At 67.3% G+C, this 22,754-nt stretch carries 25 protein-coding genes and 2 tRNA genes; 11 read left to right on the top strand and 16 right to left on the bottom strand.

Features of this window, described 5'->3' with window-relative positions:
* Positions 1-3: 3 nt before the first annotated feature.
* Positions 4-507 (bottom strand): disulfide bond formation protein B, encoded by a 504-nt coding sequence (locus tag APS40_RS07845; protein WP_055046510.1) that lies wholly within the window; start codon positions 505-507, stop codon positions 4-6.
* Between the two features lie 134 nt (positions 508-641).
* Complete coding sequence (locus tag APS40_RS07840) at positions 642-1,514, bottom strand: DUF72 domain-containing protein (RefSeq protein ID WP_082434258.1); 873 nt, start codon at positions 1,512-1,514, stop codon at positions 642-644.
* Between the two features lie 103 nt (positions 1,515-1,617).
* On the opposite strand from APS40_RS07840, the gene APS40_RS07835 reads away from it, so the two are divergent.
* Positions 1,618-2,565 (top strand): hypothetical protein, encoded by a 948-nt coding sequence (locus tag APS40_RS07835; protein WP_055046509.1) that lies wholly within the window; start codon positions 1,618-1,620, stop codon positions 2,563-2,565.
* Positions 2,566-2,571: 6 nt separating this feature from the next.
* Here the strand turns inward: APS40_RS07835 and APS40_RS07830 are convergent.
* From APS40_RS07830 to APS40_RS07810, 5 genes are all read right to left on the bottom strand, one after another.
* Positions 2,572-2,656 (bottom strand) — tRNA-Leu (locus APS40_RS07830).
* A 54-nt stretch (positions 2,657-2,710) separates the two neighbouring features.
* Entirely contained in the window at positions 2,711-3,286 is a 576-nt protein-coding gene (locus tag APS40_RS07825) for a hypothetical protein (protein WP_055046508.1), read from the bottom strand.
* A 59-nt stretch (positions 3,287-3,345) separates the two neighbouring features.
* Positions 3,346-3,648 (bottom strand): AzlD domain-containing protein, encoded by a 303-nt coding sequence (locus APS40_RS07820; RefSeq protein WP_055046507.1) that lies wholly within the window; start codon positions 3,646-3,648, stop codon positions 3,346-3,348.
* A complete protein-coding gene (locus APS40_RS07815; protein ID WP_197279458.1) occupies positions 3,638-4,354 on the bottom strand; it encodes an AzlC family ABC transporter permease in 717 nt (238 codons plus the stop codon). The genes APS40_RS07820 and APS40_RS07815 overlap by 11 nt, the downstream gene beginning before the upstream one ends.
* Positions 4,355-4,591: 237 nt before the next feature.
* Positions 4,592-5,317: an SDR family oxidoreductase gene (locus APS40_RS07810; RefSeq protein ID WP_055046506.1), complete on the bottom strand. Its 726-nt coding sequence runs from the start codon at positions 5,315-5,317 to the stop codon at positions 4,592-4,594.
* A 239-nt stretch (positions 5,318-5,556) separates the two neighbouring features.
* Between APS40_RS07810 and APS40_RS07805 the strand changes: the two genes are divergently transcribed.
* Positions 5,557-6,909: an MATE family efflux transporter gene (locus APS40_RS07805; RefSeq protein ID WP_055046505.1), complete on the top strand. Its 1,353-nt coding sequence runs from the start codon at positions 5,557-5,559 to the stop codon at positions 6,907-6,909.
* A gap of 230 nt (positions 6,910-7,139) precedes the next feature.
* Here APS40_RS07805 and APS40_RS07800 read toward each other — a convergent pair whose 3' ends face one another.
* A complete protein-coding gene (locus APS40_RS07800; protein WP_236884220.1) occupies positions 7,140-7,745 on the bottom strand; it encodes a TetR/AcrR family transcriptional regulator in 606 nt (201 codons plus the stop codon).
* A gap of 108 nt (positions 7,746-7,853) precedes the next feature.
* Between APS40_RS07800 and APS40_RS07795 the strand changes: the two genes are divergently transcribed.
* From APS40_RS07795 to APS40_RS07785, 3 genes are all read left to right on the top strand, one after another.
* A complete protein-coding gene (locus APS40_RS07795; protein WP_055046504.1) occupies positions 7,854-8,600 on the top strand; it encodes an SDR family NAD(P)-dependent oxidoreductase in 747 nt (248 codons plus the stop codon).
* A gap of 263 nt (positions 8,601-8,863) precedes the next feature.
* Positions 8,864-9,295, top strand: a complete 432-nt coding sequence (locus tag APS40_RS07790) for a MerR family transcriptional regulator (RefSeq protein ID WP_055046503.1) — start codon at positions 8,864-8,866, stop codon at positions 9,293-9,295.
* The gene (locus tag APS40_RS07785) at positions 9,228-10,289 is read left to right on the top strand and encodes an aldo/keto reductase (RefSeq protein ID WP_082434256.1); all 1,062 of its coding nucleotides are present in this window, start codon (positions 9,228-9,230) and stop codon (positions 10,287-10,289) included. The genes APS40_RS07790 and APS40_RS07785 overlap by 68 nt, the downstream gene beginning before the upstream one ends.
* Before the next feature lie 226 nt (positions 10,290-10,515).
* On the opposite strand, the gene aac(3) is transcribed toward APS40_RS07785, so the two are convergent.
* Positions 10,516-11,304, bottom strand: coding sequence for an aminoglycoside 3-N-acetyltransferase (aac(3), locus tag APS40_RS07780; RefSeq protein WP_055046502.1), 789 nt, complete (start codon positions 11,302-11,304; stop codon positions 10,516-10,518).
* Positions 11,301-11,717, bottom strand: a complete 417-nt coding sequence (locus APS40_RS07775) for a winged helix-turn-helix transcriptional regulator (protein ID WP_055046501.1) — start codon at positions 11,715-11,717, stop codon at positions 11,301-11,303. The genes aac(3) and APS40_RS07775 overlap by 4 nt, the downstream gene beginning before the upstream one ends.
* A 147-nt stretch (positions 11,718-11,864) precedes the next feature.
* Here APS40_RS07775 and APS40_RS07770 point away from each other — a divergent pair, with 147 nt between their 5' ends.
* Entirely contained in the window at positions 11,865-14,321 is a 2,457-nt protein-coding gene (locus APS40_RS07770; RefSeq protein WP_055046500.1) for a beta-glucosidase H, read from the top strand.
* Between the two features lie 160 nt (positions 14,322-14,481).
* Here APS40_RS07770 and APS40_RS07765 read toward each other — a convergent pair whose 3' ends face one another.
* On the bottom strand, positions 14,482-15,054 hold the full coding sequence (locus tag APS40_RS07765; protein WP_055046499.1) for a DJ-1/PfpI family protein: 573 nt from the start codon (positions 15,052-15,054) through the stop codon (positions 14,482-14,484).
* A gap of 79 nt (positions 15,055-15,133) precedes the next feature.
* Here APS40_RS07765 and APS40_RS07760 point away from each other — a divergent pair, with 79 nt between their 5' ends.
* A complete protein-coding gene (locus APS40_RS07760) occupies positions 15,134-15,826 on the top strand; it encodes a helix-turn-helix transcriptional regulator (protein ID WP_055046498.1) in 693 nt (230 codons plus the stop codon).
* Between the two features lie 113 nt (positions 15,827-15,939).
* A complete protein-coding gene (locus APS40_RS07755; RefSeq protein WP_055046497.1) occupies positions 15,940-17,019 on the top strand; it encodes a D-alanyl-D-alanine carboxypeptidase family protein in 1,080 nt (359 codons plus the stop codon).
* Positions 17,020-17,147: 128 nt separating this feature from the next.
* On the opposite strand, the gene APS40_RS07750 is transcribed toward APS40_RS07755, so the two are convergent.
* From APS40_RS07750 to APS40_RS07735, 4 genes are all read right to left on the bottom strand, one after another.
* Positions 17,148-17,381 (bottom strand): sulfurtransferase TusA family protein, encoded by a 234-nt coding sequence (locus APS40_RS07750; protein WP_055046496.1) that lies wholly within the window; start codon positions 17,379-17,381, stop codon positions 17,148-17,150.
* Positions 17,371-17,850, bottom strand: a complete 480-nt coding sequence (locus APS40_RS07745) for a CAP domain-containing protein (protein WP_055046495.1) — start codon at positions 17,848-17,850, stop codon at positions 17,371-17,373. The genes APS40_RS07750 and APS40_RS07745 overlap by 11 nt, the downstream gene beginning before the upstream one ends.
* A gap of 51 nt (positions 17,851-17,901) precedes the next feature.
* Positions 17,902-17,978, bottom strand: a tRNA-Arg gene (locus tag APS40_RS07740).
* Positions 17,979-18,086: 108 nt separating this feature from the next.
* A complete protein-coding gene (locus APS40_RS07735; protein ID WP_156342861.1) occupies positions 18,087-18,902 on the bottom strand; it encodes a L,D-transpeptidase family protein in 816 nt (271 codons plus the stop codon).
* Between the two features lie 216 nt (positions 18,903-19,118).
* On the opposite strand from APS40_RS07735, the gene APS40_RS07730 reads away from it, so the two are divergent.
* The gene (locus tag APS40_RS07730) at positions 19,119-19,544 is read left to right on the top strand and encodes an OsmC family protein (protein WP_055046494.1); all 426 of its coding nucleotides are present in this window, start codon (positions 19,119-19,121) and stop codon (positions 19,542-19,544) included.
* A gap of 64 nt (positions 19,545-19,608) precedes the next feature.
* Here APS40_RS07730 and APS40_RS07725 read toward each other — a convergent pair whose 3' ends face one another.
* The gene (locus APS40_RS07725; protein WP_055046493.1) at positions 19,609-20,319 is read right to left on the bottom strand and encodes a hypothetical protein; all 711 of its coding nucleotides are present in this window, start codon (positions 20,317-20,319) and stop codon (positions 19,609-19,611) included.
* Positions 20,320-20,363: 44 nt separating this feature from the next.
* On the opposite strand from APS40_RS07725, the gene APS40_RS07720 reads away from it, so the two are divergent.
* Both APS40_RS07720 and APS40_RS07715 read left to right on the top strand, forming a co-directional pair.
* Complete coding sequence (locus APS40_RS07720) at positions 20,364-21,272, top strand: thermonuclease family protein (protein ID WP_236884219.1); 909 nt, start codon at positions 20,364-20,366, stop codon at positions 21,270-21,272.
* Positions 21,269-22,735, top strand: a complete 1,467-nt coding sequence (locus APS40_RS07715; protein WP_055046491.1) for a M48 family metalloprotease — start codon at positions 21,269-21,271, stop codon at positions 22,733-22,735. Before APS40_RS07720 ends, APS40_RS07715 begins: the two co-directional genes overlap by 4 nt.
* Positions 22,736-22,754: the final 19 nt, after the last annotated feature.

Raw genomic sequence — 22,754 nt, 5'->3', positions numbered from 1 at the left:
CGTTCAGGCCTTGCGGCCCCGCAACAGCACCGCGCCGAGCATCAGCACGATCGCGGCCGAGATCAGGGTATTGGCGCCGGCCAGCGTCACGCCGAACAGGCTGAACTGGATCTTGTCGCAGGGGACGACGCGCGCGGCGTTGATATTGGTGAGGTCGGAAAAACTCACATCGACGCCGGTGCCCGTGCAGGCGGTGGGGCCGGGCCAGAAGCCGTATTCGACACCCGCGTGGTAGCCGGCAAGGTAGGTCGACCACACAAAGGTCAGCAGCACCAGGGCGATGCCGACATACCAGACGGCGCGCGGCAGCCGGTGCCACAGGATCAGCACCAGCGCCAGCAGCGGCAGGCCCCAGTAGTACGGCATGCGCTGCTCGAGGCAGAGTTCGCACGGCACCAGGCCGCCGAACAGCTGCGAGCCCCAGGCGCCGGCAATGGTCGCAAGGCCGAGGACGAACGCAATCGTTGCGAGCAGGCGAGGACGATCGGTGGCGAGGCTGGTGGTCACGGTGACGCTCCTAGCAGCGCTTCCAGGAAAGGTTGCAGACTTTTCCGGTTCGGAAGCGCGACATACTTGATACGGATGCGCGTCATATTCTCGGGCGTGGGGCCCAAGTCAACTTAAGCCCGCTCACGAGATCGTCACTCGCCGCCCGGCCCGGTGAGGCCGAGCGTGGCCATCACCGCGCGAGCATTGGCGGGCGCATGTTCCTTGTCGGTGGAGACGAAGAAGGCGAACACGTCGCGGGGCGGTGGGCTGGCTTCGGCCGCCGTGACATAGGGCGCATCGGTAACCGGCTTGCCTTCGGCCCACGCCTTGAGCCAGCCGGCGCGAACCTCGCGCTCGGCAATCGAGTAGCTCTCCTTGCCCGGCGCACCCTGCAGTCGGGCATAGGAGAAATCGGCGGTCTGGTCGATATAGGCCCACTCGGCGGTGTCGGCGACGACGAGGGCGACGTTGTGCGCCCGCAACTGTGCGATGAAGCGCGGATCGGCAAAACTCTCGTGCCGCACTTCGATGGCGTGGCGAACTTTCGTTATGCCGGCGGCGTCGAGGTAAGGCGGGTTCTTGCCATGGTCGGCCTTGCCGGCCAGCGCGACCAGCGCGTCCGGCGTCTGCGGCAGCAGTGAGAGAAACGCCTCCATCCGCTCAGGATCGTATTTGCTGTTGCCGGGCAGTTGCCAGCAGAACGGCCCGAGTTTCTTGCCCAGCGCCATGACCCCCGAGGCGAAGAAGTTGGCGAGTGGCAGCTCGACATCCTTCAGCCGCTTGATGTGGGTCACCAACTGGTGGCCCTTCACGGTGAAGACGAAATCGTCCGGGGTCTGGCTGGCCCAGTTCTCGAAACTCGCCGCCTTCTGATGCGAATAGAAGGTGGCGTTGATCTCGATATTGCCGAGCCGGGCACTCGAGTAGGCCAGCTCGTCCTTCTGCTTCAGCCCGTCCGGGTAGTAGCTCTTCCGCCAGGCCTCGAATACCCAGCCGGCCGTCCCGAGCCCGATCGTTCCCGCCATGCTTCCCTCGCAACGCAAATCCGCCGCCAAGGTGGGCGAGCTTACAGCGCAACACAAGCCCGTTGCCCAAGGCGGCTTCTCGCGACGCGTGGCGGACGCTAGGGTGAGCGAGGCAAAGTCGGGGGCAGCGATTTCCGGGCCGAGGGTTCTGCGCGACGAGGACGTGCTGCGGCTCGCCGACATGCCGGCTGCCATCGCCGCGGTCGAACAGCTGTTCGCCCGGCTGGCGCGGCAGGCATTCGTCGCGCCGCCGCGACAGTTCGTGCCCTTCGACCGATCCACCGACCTGGTGTTCTCCACCGGTGGCATGAGCGATGGCGTCGCCGGCACTCGGGCCTATGTCGCGCGCAATGGCAAACATCACGACGACCAACTGGTCGTCGTCTGGGACATGCCGACCGGCCGGATGAAGGGCGTGGTGCTCGGCTCGGCGCTGGGCGTGCTGCGGATGGGGGCGATCGGCGGGGCAGCGATCAGGGCCCGGACCCGCCCGGACGCCGGCGAGGTGGCGGTTATCGGGGCAGGGCGGCAGGCCGCGGCGCATCTGGAGGCGGCGGCACGGGTCCGGCCGCTGCGCCGCGCGACGGTGTTCGCCCGGTCGGCTGAGCGCACCGCGGCGTTCTGCGCCGAGATGGGGCGGAAACTGCAGCTCGCGGTGTCGCCGGCCACCTCGGCCGAGGCGGCTCTGGACGGCGCCGAGATCGTGATCGTCGCGACGAGCAGCCTCCGGCCGGTGATTGCGGCCGGGTGGCTGCGGCCCGATGCCTATGTGCACAGCGTCGGCTACAAGAGCACGGTCGCGAGGGAAATGGACCTCGACGTCGCCGAGGCCGCCGCTACCATCGTCACGGACAGCCCGGCGCAGGTCACCGCGTTCGGAAGCAAGTTCATCCTCCACGGCACGTCGCATGGCGAGCGCGTCGAGCCGCTCTGGAGCGCGCCGATGCGGCCCGGCATCACGCTGTGTTATCCGATGGGGGTCACCGGCAGCGACGTGGTGGTCGCCGACGAACTGCTCCGGCGCGCCGAGCTGCTTCGTCCGGCAAAATGACTGGATTGGTGCCCCCGGTCGGACTCGAACCGACATGCCTCGCGGCGGCGGATTTTGAGTCCGCTGCGTCTACCAATTCCACCACAGGGGCGCGACGAAGCCCGTAGCATCGCGCCGGGGGAGGCGCAACCCTCCGCCGCTGCGGCTAGACAATCGGCGGCACGAATGGGTAGTCGGTGTCGCGCCGCGGCGGCAGGTCCGGCTCGGCGAGGCGCTGTGCCTCGGCTTCGATTTCGTCGCCCTGGGGCACAGCTTCGATGCCCTCGGCGTGCCTGAGGATGGCCGCCGCCGGGCCGGCATGCGCCTCGTCGACGCGGGCGCTGACGATGGCGCCGCCCTGCTCGACCTTCTCGGCCAGCGCCTTGGCTTCGGCTTCGGGGACCCCGGCGCCGGTGAAGGCGCCGATCAGCCCACCGGTCGCTGCGCCGACGCCGGCGCCGGCAAAGGCGCCGATGGCGGTGGCGAACAGCCAGCCGGCTGCGACGACCGGGCCGAGGCCCGGGATGGAGATGACGCCGAGACCGGCCAACAGGCCGCCGGCCGCACCGAGCCCGGCGCCGACCTCGGCCCCGGTGGTGGCGCCTTCGCCGACCTCGTCGGGCTGATGGTCGGGCGGGGCGACGAAGCTGATATCGGCGTGGGCGATGCCGGCCTCGTTGAGGGCACGTACGGCTGCGGCGGCATGCGCGTAGCTGTCGAACTGTCCGATGATGGTCTGCATCTCGGCCTCCTTGCTCGCCGTACAACGGGCAAGAGGGCCGCCGTGTTCCGCCGGCCCCGCTAAGCGCCCAGCACCAGGCGAGCGAGGTAGACGGCCAGCACGCCGCCGAGCATGGCGGCAAACAGGTTCCTGCTGGCGATGTAGATCAGCGCCGTGGCCGCGGCGGCGATGGCCTCGGCGGCGCCGCCGGCGAGTATCGCGGGGGCGACCAGCGCGGCCAGCACGGCGCCCGGTACATGCTTCATCCAGCTGGCAACGAAGCCGGTGGTGGGCAGCCGGTTGGCGAGCAGCAGGCCCCCGGCACGAATGGCGAAGGTGACCGCGGCCATGCCGAGAATGGCGATCAGCGCCTCAAGCGACATGGCGGCGCTCCCGGATGGTTTCGGCCAAGGCGCCGGCAAAGCTGCCGACGAGGCCCCCGACGATGATGTACCAGTTTCCCTCGATCAGCCTCGAGGTAAGGATGGCGGCAAGTGCCCCGACGATCCACGGCACGAGGTCGCCGCGGCCGCGCCACATGCCGAGCAGCAAGGCGAGGAAGGTGGCGGTGAAGGCGAAATCGAGCCCGTATTTCGTCGGGTCGTCGATGAAGGCGCCAAGCACTCGCCCGCACAGCGTCGACCCCATCCAGGTGAACCAGCTGAGGACGCCGGTGCCGAGGAGGAACGCCACGCTGCCGCGCCCCTTCCTGACCTCCGCCATGGTCATCGCCCATTGCTCGTCGGAGACGAAGAACATGGCGCCCAGTTGCCTGGGCAGCGACAGGTGTCCGACCAGCGGTCGCAGCGTCGCCGACATCAGCAGCATGCGCAGGTTGACGATGCCCGCCGCGATGACGATCGACAGCACCGGCAGGGTGCCGGGGGTCCACATGTCGAGCGCCACGAACTGGCTGGCGCCGGCGAAGACCAGCCCGCTCATCAGTGCCACTTCGAGGACGCTCAGCCCGGCCTGGCCGGCGAGCACCCCCCACACCACGCCGTAGGCGGCGATGGAAACGGCAACGGGGAGGAACATGCGGACGCCGAGCCAGAACTGCGCGGGTCCGCCGGGGGCGGGAGCATGCATGGGTGGGGACGCTACATCAGGTTGAGGCGATGGTGCGATGACATCTGGTGATCGGCGCCATTCACCGCAATGATGGGGCCAGAAGTCCATCACACGAGCTGGATGCGATCGCTTCCCTCCCCCTTGAGGGGAGGCATTGAGGGTGGGGGTGGTGCGGTGATCACCGATGGCCCCCACCCCCAGCCCCTCCCCCCGAGGGGGAGGGGAGCAGATCCGCCATCCGCTGGGCAACTTGCGCTACACTGCCCGCGTCATGCCGCCATCGACCAGCAGGCTCTGCCCGGTGACGTAGGAGGCGTCGTCGGAGAGGAGGAAGGCGACGACCTTGGCAAGTTCCCCGAGCTCGCCATAGCGGCCGACCGGGATCTTCCGGCGGCGGGCTTCGACGGTATCGTAATTGTCGAGGAAGCCCGCCAGCACGGCATTCATGCGGAGACCATCGGCGCCGTAGCGGTCGGCATAGAGCTTGGTCCAGGCCTGCAAGGCCGGACGCAGCGCCGACGACATCGGCATCGAGAGGTCCGGCGATTTGCCGGCAAAGCTCGAGATGTTCACCGCGGCTCCTCGCCTGGCGGCGAGGAAATGCGGCGTCACCAACCGCATCAGGCGGACCGGGTTCAAGACGATCATGTCGAAGCCGTGCTGCCATTCCTCGTCGGGCATGGCGCCGATATCGCCGGTCGGGACGTGCCCGGCATTGTTGACCACTGCATCGATGCGGCCATGGGTGGCGAGGGTCACGTCGACGAGGCGCTGGAGGTCGGCGGGCTCGGTGAGCGAGCCGCGCACCGCGGTGGCGGAAAGCTCGGCGGCGACCGCCTCGACCTGCTCGGAACGGGCGAACAGCGCCAGCCGGTAGCCGCGCTCGGCAAGCTCGCGCGCGACGGCGGCGCCGATGCCCTGGCCTGCTCCGGTGACGATGGCTACAGGCTGGGCCACAGGCTTGGCGACGGGCTGGGTCATTGGCATTCCTTCAGATTTTCATTGGCAACGCGGGCAGGCGACAGCGTGGTCGCGCGATTGACGGCGGCTCTCCCCGGGGCTAGAGAACCGCCCGTGCGTTCATACCCCATCGTGCTCCGACCCGCCTGCATCTTCAGCTGAGATGTGAAGTGGCCCGCCTCGCGACCCGGTCATCGACCGGCCGCCGGCCATTTGGGGCCAACGCCGTCGCATGATTTACGGGTTTCGGAGTTCACTCGATGAACAATCTCTCTCGGCCGCTCTGGCAGCGGTTCCTCGTCTTCCTCGTGCCGCTGATGCTCAGCAACATCCTGCAGTCGCTGTCGGGCACCATCAACAACATCTATATCGGGCAGATGATCGGAGTGGAGGCGCTGGCCGCCGTCTCGGTGTTCTTCCCGATCATGATCTTCCTGATCTCGTTCGTTATCGGCCTCGCTTCCGGCGCCGCGATCCTGATCGGGCAGGCCTGGGGCGCCAAGAACCTGCTGAAGATCAAGCAGGTGACCGGTACGACACTGACCGTCGGCTTCCTGATGGGGCTCGTCGTAGCGGTGTTCGGCGGCTTTTTTGCGCAGAACCTGATGGAGCTGCTCGGAGCGCCGGCCGACATCGTGGCCGAAGCGACTGCCTATGGGCGGATCGTCCTGATCGGCATGCCCGGGTTCTTCCTGTTCCTGATCATCACCTCGACGCTGCGCGGCGTCGGTGACACGGTGACGCCGCTGCTGACCCTGATCTTTTCGATCGGGGTGGGGCTGTTCGTCACCCCGGCGCTGATCCAGGGCTGGTTCGGCCTGCCGCAGATCGGGGTGCTCTCGGCGGCGGTGGCGTTCATCGCCGGCTTCGTGGTGGTGCTGATCTTCCTGTTCTTCTACCTCAACTACAAGAAGAGCCCGATGGCGCCCGACGCGGAGCTGTTCCGGCACCTGAAGGTGGATCTGCCGCTGCTCGGGCTGATCCTCAAGCTCGGCATCCCGGCCGGCGTCGCCATGGTGGTGTCGTCGATCTCGGCTATCGTCATCGTCGGCATCGTCAACCGCTTCGGCTCGGACGCCACCGCGGCCTATGGCGCGGTCAACCAGGTGCTGAGCTATGTGCAGTTCCCGGCCATGTCGATCGGCATCGCCGCCTCGATCTTCGCGGCGCAGGCGATCGGGGCGCGGCGCTTCGACGACGTCGAGAAGGTGACCCGCACCGCGCTGCTGATGAACCTGATCGTCACCGGCGTGCTGGTGCTGATCGCCTACCTGTTCTCGCAGCATCTGGTGCGGCTGTTCATCACCGACGAGTCGGTGGTCGAGATCGCCGAGCGGCTGTTGCACATCGTGTTGTGGAGCTGCCTGGTGTTCGGCTGGGGCTCGGTGTTCTCGGCGGTGATGCGCGCCTCGGGCGATGTGTGGATCCCGATGGCGCTGTCGCTGGCGGCGATCGTCCTCGTCGAAATCCCGGCGGCCCTGACGCTCAGCCACTTCTTCGGGCTCGAAGGGGTGTGGTGGGGCTACTGCATGAGCTTCAGCGCCCTGCTCCTCTTCCAGGCCAGCTACTACCTGGGCTGGTGGCGGAAGAAGGAAATCAAGGCGCTGGTGTAAAGCGTCTGCCTCAGGCCCTGCGGAGCGCCCGGCCAGGCGAAACGACGCTCTGCAAGTCCTACAAACCTCGGTGTCATCCCCGCGAAAGCGGGGACCTCCGTTTGCGATCGTGCGGTGGGCACGAAAACAGAGGTTCCCGCTTTCGCGGGAATGACCCGGTGGGTGGGGCGAGACCGTAACTTAGCGTCCCGATGGGCATTCGCTGGGGTGACACCGAGAAGCCCGCGCCCCTAGGGCGCTGCCGCCTTGTTCGCCCCGGCCAGCACATCCCAGGCGGCCATGGCGCCGTCGATCACTCGCTCAAGGGCGGCGCCGCCGGCGCCGTCCCGGGCCTGCAATGCGAGCCCGTTCAGCACCGTGGTGTAGAACTGCGCCATGGCGTCGGCATCGGCGCCATCAGGCACATCGCCATCCACGATGCCCTTCCTGATCCGCGCCGCGAACGAGCCGGTCGACGCGTTGCGCAGCCTCGCGAGGTGGGCTCGCACCTCGGCGTTCTGCGGCGGCCCGACGGCGGCGGCGAGGACGATCATGCAGCCTGAGGGAATGTTGGGATCGACATAGGTCTCGGCGTTGGAACGCAGCAGGGACTCGATGGCGCCGCGCGCCGTGGGCATGTCTCCGAGGGTCGGCCCGTAGGTGCGCACATAGAGATCGAGCGCCTCGTAGAACAGCTGTTCCTTGGAGCCGAAGGCAGCGTAGAGGCTCGGCTTGCCGACGCCGAGCGCCTCGGTCAGGTCGTTGATCGAGGTGCCCTCATAGCCGCGCTCCCAGAACAGGCGCATCGCCTGCTCGAGCGCCAGGTCTCGATCGAACTCTCTGGGGCGGCCTGCCAAAATCGGGTTTCCGGACGATTGTCTACCGATCAGTATAAAATTCTTGACGCTTGATCGCAACCGTCATAGCCAATTGTGTACCGATCGGTAGAAAAATGGAGATCCGATATGACCGAGCTTGAGCTTTCCGGCCGCGTGGCCCTGGTGACCGGCGGCAGCCGCGGCATTGGCGCAGCCACCGTGCTGGCGCTGGCGCGGGCCGGCGCCGATGTCGCCTTTACCTTCGAGCGCAACGGCGAGAAGGCCGGCGAGGTCGCGCGAGAGGTCGTGGCGCTCGGCCGGCGCGCCGTCGCCATGCAGGTCGATTCGGCCGATGCCGGTGCGGTGATGGCCGCCGTCGACCGTACGGTTGCCGAACTCGGCCGCCTCGACATCCTCGTCAACAATGCCGGTGTCGGCACCGGCGGACCGTTCGGCGAGGTCACGGTCGAGAGCTTCGACCGGCTGTTCTCGATCCATGCCCGGGCGCCGTTCTTCGCGACGCAGGCGGCGGTCAAGCACATGCGTGGGGGCGGGCGGATCATTTCGATCGGCACCAACATGGCCACCCGCGTCGCAGGGCCGGGGCTCAGCCTCTACGTCACGAGCAAATCGGCGCTGGGCGGCATGACCCGCGCCCTGGCGCGTGAACTGGGGCCGCTGGGGATCACCATCAACACGGTCGATCCGGGCTCGACCGACACCGACATGAACCCGGCCGACGGACCGATGGCGCCGTCGCAATTGGGGCTCAATGCGCTCGGCCGGTTCGGCGCCGCCGAGGATATCGCAGCAGCGGTGGTGCATCTCGCCGGCCCCGGCGGGCGCAGCATCACCGGCACCTCGATCCTCGTCGACAGCGGCTTCAACGCGTAGGCGTTTCCCGGAGTTACTCGCCGGACGAGTGAACTGCCACCGGGTCATCTCGCGAAAGCGGGGATCTCCGTTTGCGATGGTGCGTCGGGCACGAAAACAGAGGTTCCCGCTTTCGCGGGAATGACCCGGTGGGTGGGCGGGTTCTGGTGCTCTCACATATCTCCGAGCTGGAACCACGGTGGGCACCGCGCGAAAATCGCCGCTTGACTTAGAGTGCGCTCGAACTCCTAGCCTTGGTTCTCGTCGGGACAAGGAAGGCAACGATGAAGATCGGTCAGCTGGTCAGGCGCTCGGGAGTTTCCGCCCACACGCTCCGCTATTACGAGCGGATCGGGCTGTTGCCCTATGCCGATCGGGACCGCTCGGGGCAGCGCGACTACGATCAGTCGATCCTCACCTGGATCGAGTTTCTCGGTCACCTCAAGGCGACCGGGATGCCGATCCGCGAGATGCTGCACTATGCGGCGCTGCGCGAAGCCGGCCCTGCGACCGAGGCTGGGCGTCGCGCGCTGCTCGAGCAGCATCGCGAACGGGTGCGGGCTCAGCTCGCCCGGCTCGCCGATTGCCTCCTTGTCCTCGACGCCAAGATCGCCGGCTATGCCGGCACATCGAAGAGGATGAAGGACTATGACGCAGCACTCCCGGAACGCCGCCAGCGACCGCCAGCCGCCCGGCGGGCAGGCGCCCGCCGCTAGCCTCGCGACGCGAACCCTGGGTCCGCTGACCGTTTCGGTGGTCGGGCTCGGTTGCATGGCGATGAGTCATGCCTATGGCGGGCAGGACGAGGCCGATGCGGTGCGCACGCTCCATCGCGCCGTCGAGCTGGGCGTCAGCTTCTTCGACACCGCCGAGGTGTATGGGCCGTTCGCCAACGAGATTCTGGTCGGCAAGGCGCTGCGGCCGTTTCGCGAGCGGGTGGTGATCGCCACCAAGTTCGGCTTCAGGATCGATCCGACCAAGACCGATATCGGCGCCATGACCGGCGTCGACGGGCGGCCCGAACATGCCCGCGAAGTGGCCGAGGCATCGCTCAAGCGCCTGGGCGTCGAAGCGATCGACCTGTTCTACCTCCACCGCGTCGACCCAGAGGTGCCGATCGAGGACGCGGTCGGCGGCATGGCGCAGCTGGTGCGCGAGGGAAAGGTGCGGGCGATCGGGCTGTCGGAAACCAGCGCCGATACGCTGCGGCGGGCGCACGCCGTACACCCGATCGCAGCGCTGCAGAGCGAATACTCGCTGTGGACGCGCGATCCGGAGGGCGAGATCCTCGAGACCTGCCGCGAACTCGGCATCGGTTTCGTGCCGTTCAGCCCGCTTGGCCGCGGCTTCCTCACCGGTGCAATCCAGAAGCCGGAAGATCTGGGCGCCAGTGACTTCCGGCGCAGCCTGCCGCGCTTCAGCGAAGCGAACATGGCGGCCAATGCCGCGCTGGTGCGGCTGCTCGAACAGATGGCGGCCGACAAGGGCGTGACGGCGGCGCAACTGGCGCTGGCCTGGGTGCTGCACCAGGGCGATTTCATCGTGCCGATTCCAGGAGCGCGGCGCATTGCGCATCTCGAACAGAACGTCGCCGCGGCAAGCATCAGGCTCTCGGCTGACGAGCTGAAGACCTTGGGCGAATTGCTGGCGGCGGAGAAGTTCTCGGGCAAGCGTTATGGCGACAGCGGCGCCTGGGTAGCGAAGCGGTAGGGCGTTCCGCAGATGAACTAAGTCACGGGAAAAAGTGGTCGCGGTGGTGAGGTTGACCCACTGCGATCAACCCACGCACGGTGTCATCCCAGCGAAAGCTGGGACCCAAGCATCCACTTTCGCGGGCGGCGAGTTGGTTCCCAGCTTTCGCTGGGATGACAGCCGGTGGTTGGTGAAAAGCCCAGCTTCACCGCTCGCGGTGGTGCTGCCGAATTTCGGACTACGGTCAGCGCGTCTTGCCCCAGCGTTCGAGCCAGTCGACCCCGAACGCCACCATCTCGTCGGCGGGGACGAGCACCGAGTTTGCCGCGCCGACCTTGCCCCGTTTGCCGCGGCCGGTGGCGAGAAACTGCTCGACGATGGTGGCAAAGTAATCCTCCGGCAGGCCATCGGGCACATCGGAGGTGTCGAACTCTTCGAACCAGCGCCAGACGGTTTCTCCAGCGATGAGGATCGGCGCCTCGTAGCGGAGGATCCGCTTGTTGGGGAAATCGGCGAGGTGCTCGGCATGGTGCAGCAGCGTCATGGTGTCGAGCGGAGCGCCCAGCATCAGCACCTTGCCTTTGGCTTCCACTAGTTTGCCGAGCGGCGATTGCGGGCCGTAGCCATAATCGAGCGCATGGTCCGCGGTGAACCACTCGGCCTCGCCGCCGAGCGCGGCCATCGAGGCGCCGGGGCTGGCGCTGCGCCGCGCTCCGGGCGTGGTCCGCAGCGCTTCCGGCCAGTAGCCGTTGTCGCGGATCGAGCGCGAGCGCTCCGGATCGAACGGCGCGATGTGCGGCCGCATCGCCGGGTCATCGCGCAGCTCGTCGTCGAGCTGCCAGTCGCAGTAGCCGATAATCGTCCCGGCCTCGCCGATGACGTCACGCAGGGCGTCGATGATGTCGTCCGGGCCGTTCACGAGCTTGCCGACCTGGCGCAGCGCGGCGTGCACCAGCACGGCGTCGCCATCGCCGAGGCCGATGGCGCTCAGGTCGTCAGCGAGGCTAGAGCGGGTCGCAACCCCTGCAGTCACCTTGCGGCGCCGGCGTAGCGCCGCTCCGGCGGGTGCTGCTCGGCAGCGTCGGCATTCAGTCCGTCATATTCCAGCCGGGCGCTCTGCACCTCGCCCTGGTGCTCCTCGGCCCACGCCCAGAGCGCACTGATCGGCGCCTGCAGGCTCTGGCCCAAAGCGGTGAGCTGATATTCGACGCGCGGCGGAATCTCCGGGTACACCGTGCGGGTGACGAGGCCGTCGCGCTCGAGGTTGCGCAGCGTGAGCGTCAGCATGCGCTGCGAGATGCCGCCGATGGTGTGGCGCAGTTCGTTGAAGCGCATGGTCTTCTTGCCGAGATAGCCGACAATCATGACGCTCCACTTGTCGCCGATGCGATTGAGGATGTCGGCCATGGCGTTGCAGGTTTCACTGCGGCCGGGGATCGGTTTCACAGGTCTGCCTCCTTGAGGCGTTACATTAGTCACAAATATAGACACGGTTACTGCTTGTGACTAGGGGTGCCCGGCGCCTGCGGGGCGGTTGCCTTGCCGGTGCGCTCCGCGATAAGGGCGTAGAACGTTCAACGAGGAGAACTGACGATGGGGCGGATCGAAGAGCTGGTCGACCGGATGACGCTCGAGGAGCAGGTGAGCCTCTTATCGGGAGAGGATTTCTGGTCGCTGCCATCGATCGAACGGCTGGGGATCGGCAAACTCCGCGTCACCGACGGGCCGAACGGCGCGCGGGGTGGCGGTTCGTTGATCGGCGGGGTGAAGTCGGCGGCGTTCCCGGTGGGGATTGCGCTGGGCGCCAGCTGGAACGTCCGGCTGCTCACCGAGATCGGCACGGCCCTGGCTGAGGAGGTGAAGTCGAAGGGCGCGCATGTGAGCCTCGCGCCTACGGTGAACCTGCATCGTTCGGTCAGCAATGGTCGCAACTTCGAGTGCTACTCGGAGGATCCGATCCTCACTGCCAGCCTTGCCGTCGGCTATATCGAGGGGCTGCAGGGGCAGGGCGTCTCGGCGACGATCAAGCATTTTGCCGGCAATGAATCGGAGATCGAGCGCACCACGATCAGTTCCGAGATCGACGAGCGGACACTGCGCGAACTGTATCTCGTGCCGTTCGAATGGGCGGTCAAGCGTGCCGGCACCTGGGGCATCATGAGCTCGTACAACAAGCTCAACGGCACCTTCACCAGCGAGAACCCCTGGCTGCTCGACCAGGTGTTGCGCCGCGAGTGGCACTATGACGGCGTGGTGATGTCGGACTGGTTCGGCTCGCACTCCACAGCGCCGACGGTCAATGCCGGGCTCGATCTCGAAATGCCGGGGCCGTCGCGCGACCGCGGTGCGAAGCTGGTGGCCGCGGTCGAGGCAGGCGAGGTCAGCCGCGCGACGCTCAGGACGCGCGTGCTCGACGTGTTGCGGCTGATGGAGCGCACCGGCGCGCTCGACGATCACAGCGAATGGGCGGAGCGGGCGGATGATCGCGCCGAGCACCGCGCCCTGATCCGCCGCGCCGGTGCCGAGGGCGCCGTGCTGTTGAAGAACGAAGGCGAACTGCTGCCGCTCGGCGGCGCCGGCAAGATCGCGGTGATCGGGCCGAACGCCAAGGTAGCGCAGATCATGGGCGGCGGCTCGGCGCAGCTCAACCCGCACTACCGGGTGTCGCCCTGGGACGGTCTGGTTGCTGCCTTGGGCGAGACACGGCTGAGCTATGCGGCGGGCGCGACCAACCACCGGTTCGAGCCGTTGCTGCGCGGCGGTTTCACGGCGGACTACTTCGCCAACGAAGCGCTCGACGGCGCGCCGGTATTCACCGAGACGCTGGACGAAGCGCAGGCGTTCTGGATCGGCCGGGTCGGCGGCGGCAAGGTCGATCCGCTGCACTTTTCTGCCCGCCTCACCGGCAGCTTCACGCCCGCGGCAAGCGGTGAGCATCGGGTCGGCATCTACAGCGCCGGCTTCTCGCGCGTGCTGGTCGACGGCAGGCTCGTGGCCGATGCGTGGACCAATTGGCAGAAGGGCCGCACCTTCTTCGAGGAGGGCTGCGACGAGGTGGTCGGCACCATCGATCTCGAAGCCGGCCGCCGCTACGAGGTGGTGATCGAATTCGCCACCAAGCCGTTCGCGACCCTGGGGCTCGCTGCCTTCGCCGCGGGCATCGGCCTGCCGTTGGGCGACGCGGCGATCGCCGAGGCGGTGGCGGTGGCGCGCGATGCCGAGGTGGCGCTGCTGTTCGTCGGGCGCAACGGCGAGTGGGACACCGAAGGCAGCGATCTCGACCGGATCACGCTGCCCGGCCGGCAGGACGAGTTGATCGCCGCAGTGGCGGCGGCAAACCCGCGCACCGTGGTGGTGCTGCAGACCGGCGGACCGGTGGAGATGCCGTGGCTCGACAAGGTCGCGGCAGTGCTCGAGGCCTGGTACCCGGGGCAGGAGGCCGGCAATGCCATTGCCGACGTGCTGACCGGCGCGGCCGAGCCGGGCGGGCGGCTGCCGCAGAGTTTTCCGGTCAAATGGGCGGATAACCCAACCAATTCGCAGGATCGCGAGATCTATCCCGGGCTCGACGGCAAGGTCCGCTACGAGGAAGGCGTGTTCATCGGCTATCGCCACTATGATCGGCATGGCATCGCGCCGCTGTTCCCGTTCGGCTTCGGGCTTGGCTACACCAGCTTTGCGGTGTCGGAACTCGCGCTGGATGCGACCCGGTTTGAAGCAGATGGCACGGTAAGCGTTTCGGTGACCCTCGAGAACACCGGGCGCCGCGCCGGCTCGGACGTGGTGCAGGTCTACGTTTCGGCGCCCGACGCGACGGTGCCGCGCCCGGCCAAGGAGCTGAAGGCGTTTGAAAAGGTGTACCTCGCGCAGGGAGAGCGACAGCGCGTGACGCTGCAGCTGGACGAACGGGCGTTCGCCTACTACCGCACCGAGGCGCAGCACTGGCTGGTGGAGCCGGGGCGCTATGTGGTGCGGGTGGCGCGGCACGCCGCGGATGCGGGGCTGTCGGCCGAGGTGGTGCGGCGGGATCGGTTGCTGTTGCCGGTGTGAGCTGTTGCGACGACGGGTGCGGGCTGACCCCCACCTTTGATCCCTCCCCCTAAACAAGGGAAGGGAGACCCTCACACCGCCATCGAGGCTAGCGTCTCCCTCCCCCTGTTTGAGGGGGAGGGGACAGGGGTGGGGGTCAGCCCGCACCGGCTCCAGCGGGTCAAGCCGCCTTGCTATGTTGCGCTGCATGCAGGCCGACATAGTAGTCGAGGTTCTCGTCGGCGAGGCCAAGGCCGTCCATCACCGCGGCCATGAAGCTCACCGGCGAGGTGCCGCCGGCGGTGACCACCCGGCCGTCGGTTACCGCGGCGGGCGTGTCGCGATAGTGGGCCTTGCCGGCATAGCCGGTGAAGTCGAGGTAGCCGTCGCCATTGCTGGTGTGGCGAATCGTGTCGAGCAGCCCGGCTCGGGCGCCGGCCACGGTGCCGTCGCAGATCAGCCCGATCAGCTTGCCCTGGCGTTTGGCCGCGTTGAGCAGTGGCGCCATGTCCGGCGCCTCGGGGCTCTGCCAGATGGCGCCGCCGCAGACGATGATCGCGTCATAGTCGGCGACGTTCACGGCTTCGAGCGCCAGCTGCGGCGTCACCGTCATGTTGCCCGACGAGGTCACCGGCTTGCCGCCAGGGGTCGCGTAGCTGGTGTCCACCTTGTAGAAACTGTGCGCCGCGGCATTGAGCAGCGTGGTCTCCCAGTCGGCGAAGCCTTCGGTGAGAATGGTGAGGATGGCGGTCATGTCGGTGCTCCCGTGTTGTCGATGCCACAAGGCTAGCCCCGGCCGGCGCCCGATTTTGTCAGCAGCGATCGAGGGCTGAATGGCCAAACGCTCGGAACGGTTGCTCAGGCTGATGCAGGCGTTGCGGCGGCGCCGCCGGCCGGTGAGCGGCGCGGTGCTGGCCGAGGAGATGGGCGTGTCGCTGCGCTCGGTCTATCGCGATATCGAAACGCTGAAGTCGATGGGCGCGGCCATCGACGGCGAGGCCGGACTGGGCTTTCAGCTGCGCGCCGAACACTTCCTGCCGCCGCTGATGTTCACCGACGAAGAAATCGAGGCGCTGGTGCTGGGGCTGCGCGGCCTGATCTACGGACCGGACGGCGATATGGCGGCAACAGCGCGCGACGCGGCCAGCAAGATCGAGGCGGTGCTGCCCAACGCCAGACGCCAAGAGATGGTCTCGGTGGGGCTGTTCGTCATTCCGCCGCGCACGATCGACCAAGCCAATCCGCTGGGGCGACTGCGCCGGGCGCTGCGGGAGGAAAAGCAGGTCTGGCTCGGCTATCGCGACAAGAGCGGCGCCACGAGCGAGCGAACCGTCTATCCGGTGGCGCTGGGCTATTTCGAGGGCTACCAGACGCTGGTCGCCTGGTGCACGCTGCGGCACGATTTCCGCAGCTTCCGGATCGATGGCATCACCGCGCTCGAGGTGCTCGAGGCCGGCTTGCCGGAGCCGCGCCGGACTCTGTTCCATCGTTGGTCGAGCGCCCTCAATCTGCCCGACTTAACCTAGAGGTAGCCGCCATGCTTCAAAATCGTTTGAGCGGCTTTCGGCAGCGGTTGAGCGACGCGGGCCGCATTGCTAGAACGCTGCCCACCCCGAGACGATCTGCATCTGGAGGCGCCTTGTTCGCGCATCTTCGTCGGCGCATCTGCGCCAGCCTGTTGGTCATCCTCACCGTCCTCGGTACCACGCCCGCCTGGGCCAATCCGCTGTTGCTGGTCGACGCCGACACCTTCGAGGTGCTCTACGCCGAGGATGCGGGCGTGCCGTGGCACCCGGCCTCGCTCACCAAACTGATGACCGCCTATGTGGCGTTCGCGGCGATCAAAGCCGGCAAGGTCACGCTCGACACCAAGGTGAAAGTGTCCAAGAACGCCTGGAACCAGGCCCCGAGCAAATCCGGGCTCAAGGTCGGGGCAGCGGTGACGATGAAGGATGCGCTCTACATCCTCGTGGTGAAGTCGGCCAACGACATGGCCGTCGCCATCGCCGAGACGGTGTCGGGTTCGGTGCCCGCCTTTGTCGAGGAAATGAACGGCATGGCAGCGGCCATGGGACTGACGGCCACGCATTTCGTCAATCCGCATGGGCTGCACAACGAGGGCCAGGTGACGTCGGCGCGTGACCTCGCGATCCTGGCGCTGATCCTGAGGCGCGATTTTCCCGAGTACCTGCCGATGTTCGGCACCGAGGCGGTGCGGCTGGGCAAGGCCAAGCTCGAATCCAACAACGGTCTGCTCGAGCATTTCGCCGGCACCACCGGGATGAAGACCGGTTATGTCTGCGCCTCGGGCCTCAACATCGTCGCGACGGTGGAGCGCGGCGGGCGCTCGATGCTGGCAGTGGTGCTGGGCGGCTCCTCGGCACGCGAGCGCAACGAGATGACGGCCGAGCTGTTCCTGCGCGGCTTGTCCGGCGCGGTGAGCGGCACCGGCAAGAATGTGGTGCAGCTGAGCAATATCGACCAGCCGCCGGTCAATATGCGGGCGCAGATCTGCGGCAAGGAAGCCAAGGCCTACGTGGCCGAGCGCGAGGCGGCGTTCCCGATGGGGCTCAAGGGGCATCCGAGCTACCTGACCGACGAGATCGACGGCGTAGTCTACTCGGCCACCGACCTCGGCATTCTCATCGACGATGTGCCGCTGCCGCGTCCCCGCCCGACCTGGGCGCCGGCGGCGGTGGCATCGGTTGAGACCCGATAGAGACGGCCCCCTCCCGGCCTCCCCCATAAAGGGGGAGGTGCCGCGCCGGTTCATTTGGCACGATCGAAGACAAAGCCTCGACTCTTCACCTCGCCCTTTATGGGGAGGCCGGGAGGGGGCCGTCTCTATCAGTCAGCCGCTTTCACAATCGCAAAGCGCAGCACGTCAGCCTCGCTGCTGACCTCGCAGGCATGCCCGTTCTGTCGGCAGTAGAGTGGGATATCCACCTTGGCCATCGGGTCGGTGGCGAGCACGATGAACGAAGCGCCTGCCGCCAGTTGCGACAGGCGCTTTTCCATCTTCAGCACCGGCAGCGGGCATTTCAGCCCGCGGCAGTCGATGATCTCGGCGTCAGTCGTCAAGCACCAGCACCCAGTAGACGCCGTGCGACGAGTTCGGCTCGTAGGCGACGCCGAGGCCGGCGCGCTTGGCGGTGGGGTCGGCGATCGCTGCGGCATCGGCCGGCACGTTGCGCCAGCCGGAAAAGACCTCGGCGAAGGTGGTGTAGCCGGCGCTGAGCCGCATCACCACGGCGCCGGCCGGCAGGGCCGGCTGGGCACCGGTCTTGGCGTAGGCCGCAGCCAGAGACTGGGCCGTGCTGTCGAGCACGGTGTCGCCGCGCACGTCGGCGGCGCCGCGCGAGCGACGGAAGTCGTTGAGCAGGAACAGCGCCTCGACGCGGTTGAGCGTGGCGCCCGGCTGGTTCATCGGCGCCGACAGGCCCGGTGACAGCTGCCCGCCGCCACCGCCCATCGAGCAGGCGGCAAGGGTGCCGGCGAGCACGGCGGTAAGCGCGATGCGGGCGAGCGCAGATGGGCTCCTAAGGTTCATGATCGGGTCCTCCTTGCACGGCCGGAGACGTCCGGCATGGCCTCATGCAACTGGTGACCCCGGCGCGATTCGAACGCGCGGCCTCAGGATTAGGAATCCTGCGCTCTATCCTGCTGAGCTACGGGGTCGCTGTGTCGGGACATAGCAAATGAGCGCCGCGCTGCAAACCCACCAAAGGGTGACCTGGTCGCCGCGCCGCGGGACATCGGGGCGGCGGTCCAACCGCCCACGACAGTTTACGAGAACGCCGGGTTGCCGGCCGCGACCGAGAGGTCGGCGGTGGTAGGGGCCTCGAGATTGGCGGGGCAGGCGCCCAGCGGATCATTGGGCAGGCTGGCGCCGCCGGCATTGAACACGTAGCGGCCGCCGCAGGTGCCGACGCTGGCCGGGCGTTGCGTCTCTGCCAGCACGTCGTATCCCTGCTTGAGGTTACGCCAGAACGCCATGTTGGGGTTGGCGGCATGCCGGGCCATGTTGGCCTCGGTCATGCGGAAGGGGTAGAGCTCGAGCTTGAAGCTCGGGTTGCCGCCGGCAAAGCTCTCGCGCGCCAGGGCGTAGATTTCCTTCATCTGCTCGTCGGTCATGGCGTAGCAGCCGACCGATTTGCAGTCGCCATGGATCATCAGGTTGGTGCCGGTGCGACCCTGGGCGCGATCGAGCCGGTTCGGGAAGCCGGTGTTGAAGGAGAGGTAATAGCTGGATTTGGGGTTCATCATCCCCGGCGTCACTTCATAGAAGCCCTCGGGCGACTGATAGTCGCCTTCCTTGACCTTGGGGCCCAGTTCGCCCGACCACTTGCAGATGGCATAGGTCTTGAACAGGCGGTAGGTGCCCCGGCTGTCCGGTTTCCAGACCTCGAGTTCCGAGCTCTCCTTGAACACGCGCACCAGCATCGGCGCCGCCGGCGTGGTGTCGAGCGCCGCAAGCACGCTGACCGTACGGGCGGAGAGCGGTTGCTTGTCCTTGGTCAGGCCACCCAGCGAGGAGCAACCCGCGAGCACGAAGGTCAGCAGCAGGGCGGTCAGCAAAGCGGGCAGGGGAGACTTACGCATGGGCACTCTCGATAGCGACCCGCACAGGATAGAGCCGGATGGTTACCCAGCCCTTGCCAGCCCCTCGCCGGCAGGGACGCAAGGGAAAGTGCCCGGGGACTGGGAACCGGCGCCGCGAGCCGCCGTTGAGCGCAGCCGGTGCACGGGCGCGCTGGCAAGCCTGGTCCTCGCCGCGCTAGGCTGGCGATTGCCAACAGCAAACCATGGAGTTTTCCGATGAAGCGCACCGCCACCGCCAACTGGCAGGGATCATTGCAGCAGGGGGCCGGCACGCTCGACGTGATGAGCGGCGCGTTCGCCGCCTTGCCCTATACGTTCAAGGGCAGGTTCGTCGACGAGAGCGGCAAGTCGGGCACCAATCCCGAAGAGTTGATCGGTGCGGCGCATGCGGGTTGCTACGCCATGCAGCTCAGCCATTTCCTCGCCGAGAACGGCACCCCGGCGGAAAACCTCAAGGTCACCGCGGCGGTCGAACTGATCCCCGGCACCGGCATCACCGGCAGCGCTCTGACGGTCGAAGGCAAGGTGCCCGGAATCGACGCGGCCAAATTCGGCGAGCTGGCCGAGAAGGCGAAAGCCGAGTGCCCGGTATCGCGAGCGCTTGGCGCCATCAACGTGACGCTCGACGCACGGCTGGCCTGAGCGGCAACCGGTCTGAAGAGAGCTGAACAGGCAAAGTCTGGCAGTTCGCTTCCGAGTTCGGTGGTCAGGCGTGGCGCCAGTCCGGCCAGGCTGCCACCGAGTGCACACGCCGGGTGTGGCGGCCTTCTTCGCCGAAGGGCGCCACCTCCCACTTCCAGCGCAACCCGCTGCGCGGCACCGGCCGGCCGTGCAGCAAATCGGCGCTGTCGAGCACCACGCCGTGACGATTGAACACGCGGTAGTCGAGGTCGGTGATCAGCGTTGCCGGGCAGGCGAGGCCGGCAAGCTTGTCGAGATGGCCATCGACCTCGCGCCGTTCGGCGCCGGGCGCGCCTGCCGCCAGCTGGCTGACGAGGCTCAGCGAGATCACCCAGTCGAGGTCCTCGATGGCGTCGAGGAAGTCGAGCGCCCCGGGATTGGCGGCGCTCGACAGGTCCCGCCACTGGCGCTCGACATTGCGATAGCGGTCGACGCGGCGGCCGATGGTCGAGAGGTGAATGCGGTCGACCAGGATGACGCGCCGGAAGGTGCGGCAGAGCGATTCCACCGGCAGATCGAACAGCGGACCGGACCCGAGCACCACGACGGTGCGGCGCGAGGCAAGATCATCGATACTGGTGTCGATCAGGCCGCGCGAGTTGGCGAGGTGCGGCGCCCAGGCGCGGGTCTGGCGCTGGCCGCGCGCCCACAGGCCGACCGCCTCGCCCAGATGCCGGCGAAACGCCGGCGGCGTCAGGCGGTAGCTCGCGGCATGGACGAGGAGTTCGGCGAGCATCGGTCAGCGGTCCGGCAGCAGAATCGCGGTGATCCTAAGGGGAAGTGGCCAAGGTGCAACACTCGTCGTGCTATGGCCGCAGAAAGGAAGAATTTCGCCGCAATTTCGTGCAGTTTGCGATGTGTCGGATGGGGCCAGGTTTGCTTGCTCGAAAAGTGCTCAGATTTGCTGCGGCTGCGGTGTTCGTCGCCATGCCGTTGAGTGCTCTCGCCCTGGGCTGCGATGGCCTGGTCGATGGTCCCAAGGGCACCGTCACCTCGGTCACCGACGGCGATACGGTAGTGCTGGACACCGGCGTGGTGGTCCGCCTGATCGGTACACAAGCGCCCAAGCTGCCCCTGGGGCGCGAGGATTTCGAGACCTGGCCGAAGGCTGAGGAGGCGCGGCTGGCGCTCGAAAAGCTGACGCTGGGCAAGCGGGTCGAGGTCCGGCATGGCGGCGAGCAGGTCGACCGGCACGGGCGCACCCTGGGGCAGGTGTTCGTCGTCGGGACGCCCGAGCTCTGGGTACAGCAGCGAATGATCGCCGACGGCTGGGCCCGGGTCTATTCGTTTCCCGACAACCGTGCATGTCTGCCACAGTTGCTCAGCGCCGAGGGCTCGGCACGGTTGATGAAGCTTGGCATCTGGACCGACCCATACTATCTCGTGCGACGGGCGGACCGGCCGGCTGAACTGGCCGGGCGCCTGGGTCACTATGAGCTGGTGGAGGGTCGGGTGCTTCTCGCCGATGAGGCGCAGGGACGCATCTACCTGAATTTCGGCCGATCGTGGAAAGAGGACTTCACCGCCGTGCTCGAGCGGCCGGCGGTCCAGTTGTTTTCGCGCTCCGGCCTCGACCCCCTCAAGCTCGAGGGTGCCCTCGTCAGGATCAGAGGCTGGGTGGATGATATCGATGGCCCGCGGGTCGAAGTCACCCATCCAGAGCAGATAGAGGTTCTCCTCGCTCCATGAAGTCGCATTCGATGATCACGGCGCTCGGCGCCCCGCTCGCTGCGGCACTGCTGGCAGTGCTCGCCGCCTGCTCGAGCCTGCCGGGCGTCACGGTCAGCCGTACCGAGGGCCAGAACGCACCGATCGTCGCCTCGGACGATCCGGAGGAAGACGCCATCGGCGCGCGCGAGCATCCGCGCATCGTCGCCTCTTACGGCGGCATCTACTCGGATCGGCAGGCCGAGATCATGATCGCGCGGATCGTCGGGCGCTTGCTGGCGGCCGCCGACCAGCCGAACCAGAAGTTCACCGTCACGATTCTCGATACCGCCGAAGTCAACGCCTTCGCGCTGCCGGGCGGTTACGTCTACGTCACCCGCGGCATCCTGGCGCTCGCCTCGGATACCTCCGAGATCGCGGCCGTGCTGTCGCACGAGATCGCCCACGTGACGCTGAAACATGCGCGGGCCCGCACCAACCGGGCGCGGACCAACGAGATCGTCGACAAGGTGGTGTCGGGCGTGTTCGGCGCCGACACGGCCACCGACCAGGCGTCCAACCGCTCGAAGATGTCGCTTGCGGCATTCAGCCAGCAGCAGGAACTGGCCGCCGACAAGGAAGGCATCCTGACCTCGGGCAAGGCCGGTTACGATCCGCATGCGGCGGCCCGCTTCCTCGGCGCCATGGGCCGGTTCGCGCATTTCTCGGCCGGCGACGCCGACCAGGAAGGCGATTTCCTCTCGTCTCACCCCTCCACCCCCGATCGCATCCAGAAGGCCATCGAGACGGCGCGCGCCTCCTTCGGCGCGCCAGGGCTGGGCGAGACGGCGCGCGACAGCTACATGGCCGGCATCGAAGGGCTCGCCTTTGGCGACAGCCCGGCACAGGGCGCGGTGGTGGGCCGCCGCTACATCAACCCGACGCTGAAATTCACCTTCGAAGTGCCGCAGAACTACACGCTGCAGATTTCCAAGGGTGCCGTGGTGGGCGTTGCCGGGGAGGGCGAGGCGGTGCGCTTCGACAGTGCCGAAGTGCCGGCGTCGATGGGGCTCGAGGATTACCTCAAGTCCGGCTGGATCGCCGGTCTGCAGCCGACGACGGTGAAGCGCGAGAGCGCCAACGGCTTCGACATGGCGACCGGCGTCGCGGTAACGCCGCAGTGGAATTTCCGCGTGGCGGTGGTGCGGCACGAGGGGCGGGTCTACCGCTTCATCTTTGCGGCCAAGTTCGACAGCCCGGCCTTCGGCAAGGCGGCAGACGCGACGCTGAAGAGCTTCCGGGGCGCCACCGCCAAGGACCTGGCGCAGGTCAAGAAGCTGGTGGTCCGCACCGTCACCGCCGGCAACGTCGATACCGCCGACTCGCTGGCGCGGCGGATGAGCGGGCTCAGCCGCGGCACCGACCTGTTCTACATCCTCAACAACCTCTACCCGGGCGACACGCTGATCGCGGGTCAGAAATACAAGATCGTCACGGTCGAGTAGAACTTGGCGGGGGCTGGTC

It is taken from the genome of Devosia sp. A16, assembly GCF_001402915.1.
Taxonomy (GTDB): Bacteria; Pseudomonadota; Alphaproteobacteria; order Rhizobiales; family Devosiaceae; genus Devosia_A.
Note: the sequence above shows the minus strand (reverse complement) of the source record. Positions and strands in the feature narration are given on the sequence as shown.

Excerpts from the sequence above, each read along its gene's own strand:
- APS40_RS07815 (WP_197279458.1), bottom strand. The coding sequence starts at position 4,354 with ATGCATGCTCCCGCCCCCGGCGGACCCGCGCAGTTCTGGCTCGGCGTC.
- APS40_RS07735 (WP_156342861.1), bottom strand. The coding sequence starts at position 18,902 with ATGCGTAAGTCTCCCCTGCCCGCTTTGCTGACCGCCCTGCTGCTGACC.
- APS40_RS07745 (WP_055046495.1), bottom strand. The coding sequence starts at position 17,850 with ATGAACCTTAGGAGCCCATCTGCGCTCGCCCGCATCGCGCTTACCGCC.
- APS40_RS07730 (WP_055046494.1), top strand. The coding sequence starts at position 19,119 with ATGAAGCGCACCGCCACCGCCAACTGGCAGGGATCATTGCAGCAGGGG.
- APS40_RS07810 (WP_055046506.1), bottom strand. The coding sequence starts at position 5,317 with ATGACCCAGCCCGTCGCCAAGCCTGTGGCCCAGCCTGTAGCCATCGTC.
- APS40_RS07840 (WP_082434258.1), bottom strand. The coding sequence starts at position 1,514 with ATGGCGGGAACGATCGGGCTCGGGACGGCCGGCTGGGTATTCGAGGCC.
- APS40_RS07725 (WP_055046493.1), bottom strand. The coding sequence starts at position 20,319 with ATGCTCGCCGAACTCCTCGTCCATGCCGCGAGCTACCGCCTGACGCCG.
- APS40_RS07825 (WP_055046508.1), bottom strand. The coding sequence starts at position 3,286 with ATGCAGACCATCATCGGACAGTTCGACAGCTACGCGCATGCCGCCGCA.
- APS40_RS07795 (WP_055046504.1), top strand. The coding sequence starts at position 7,854 with ATGACCGAGCTTGAGCTTTCCGGCCGCGTGGCCCTGGTGACCGGCGGC.
- APS40_RS07805 (WP_055046505.1), top strand. The coding sequence starts at position 5,557 with ATGAACAATCTCTCTCGGCCGCTCTGGCAGCGGTTCCTCGTCTTCCTC.
- APS40_RS07765 (WP_055046499.1), bottom strand. The coding sequence starts at position 15,054 with ATGACCGCCATCCTCACCATTCTCACCGAAGGCTTCGCCGACTGGGAG.
- APS40_RS07715 (WP_055046491.1), top strand. The coding sequence starts at position 21,269 with ATGAAGTCGCATTCGATGATCACGGCGCTCGGCGCCCCGCTCGCTGCG.
- APS40_RS07770 (WP_055046500.1), top strand. The coding sequence starts at position 11,865 with ATGGGGCGGATCGAAGAGCTGGTCGACCGGATGACGCTCGAGGAGCAG.
- APS40_RS07790 (WP_055046503.1), top strand. The coding sequence starts at position 8,864 with ATGAAGATCGGTCAGCTGGTCAGGCGCTCGGGAGTTTCCGCCCACACG.
- APS40_RS07820 (WP_055046507.1), bottom strand. The coding sequence starts at position 3,648 with ATGTCGCTTGAGGCGCTGATCGCCATTCTCGGCATGGCCGCGGTCACC.
- APS40_RS07760 (WP_055046498.1), top strand. The coding sequence starts at position 15,134 with ATGGCCAAACGCTCGGAACGGTTGCTCAGGCTGATGCAGGCGTTGCGG.
- APS40_RS07785 (WP_082434256.1), top strand. The coding sequence starts at position 9,228 with ATGACGCAGCACTCCCGGAACGCCGCCAGCGACCGCCAGCCGCCCGGC.